At 32.0% G+C, this 422-nt stretch carries 1 protein-coding gene; it reads left to right on the forward strand.

All coding sequences use genetic code 11. The features are described from left to right. Positions 1-30: 30 nt before the first annotated feature. On the forward strand, positions 31-422 hold a 392-nt coding region (locus SB689_RS22585; protein WP_410694316.1), incomplete at its 3' end, for a GNAT family N-acetyltransferase.

Genomic DNA, 422 nt, shown 5'->3' on the forward strand with positions numbered 1-422 from the left:
GTGAATAAACAATACTCTTCCTTTAAAAATATGATGTTAAATCCAAATATAAAAATCAAAACTGAACGTCTCACCTTACAGCCTGTTGAAGACTCCTATATAGATGATATTTTAGAACATTTCACCAATGAAGTTACTAGATATATGCCTTTTAATCCACAAGGTAATAGAAATGATATCGTCAGCTTTGTAGAAGAATCAAAAAGAACTTTATTACAAAATACGGATCTGGTAATGGTTGCCCTGGATGCAAATGGTGATTTTACCGGATGCTGCGGTATTCATAATATAACTGAAGACTCTATTGAGCTTGGGCTATGGTTAAAAAAGAACTCTCAAGGGAAAGGACTAGGAACTGAAATCATAATGGCTCTCATCGAATTTCTGGAAAATAATTTTACTTTTAAATATATTTTATATCC

It is taken from the genome of Chryseobacterium sp. SIMBA_038 (assembly GCF_046535115.1).
In the GTDB taxonomy this organism is placed as follows: Bacteria; Bacteroidota; Bacteroidia; order Flavobacteriales; family Weeksellaceae; genus Chryseobacterium.